The sequence below is a fragment of the Tamlana crocina genome (genome assembly GCF_012037625.1).
The window spans coordinates 1-296 of record NZ_JAAVJS010000783.1 but is presented as its reverse complement, the minus strand read 5'-3'; the positions used below and the strand labels follow the sequence as shown (position 1 = coordinate 296).

Below are 296 nucleotides of genomic sequence, written 5' to 3'. Positions count from 1 at the left end.
CAATGTTTGTTTACGATTCCTGGTCAATACCCTTATTTCACTTTTGATCTTATGGGTTGCTTTTCGCAGTTGGGGGATCATCAAATTTTCTGCACTTATTTATCTTGGCTTTTTCCTGGTGCTTTTTCCGCTTTTTATTTACCTCATGCTTCATGTGCAGCCGGAAGATTATCTGGCAGCTTTCTATGTTAGAAGGTTTTTAGCGCATCCGCTGCTTATCCTTATTTTACTGCCGGCTTTCTATTATTACAGGCTTAGCAGCGGCGTCAAAAATTAGAATTGCGGGCGTATCATTA

Annotated in this window: 1 protein-coding gene; it reads left to right on the top strand. The window is 40.2% G+C overall.

Annotated features, from left to right (window positions below; all coding sequences use genetic code 11):
• A partial coding sequence (locus HC176_RS18995; RefSeq protein WP_167920521.1) for an exosortase F system-associated membrane protein occupies window positions 1-277 on the top strand: 277 nt, incomplete at its 5' end.
• Window positions 278-296: the final 19 nt, after the last annotated feature.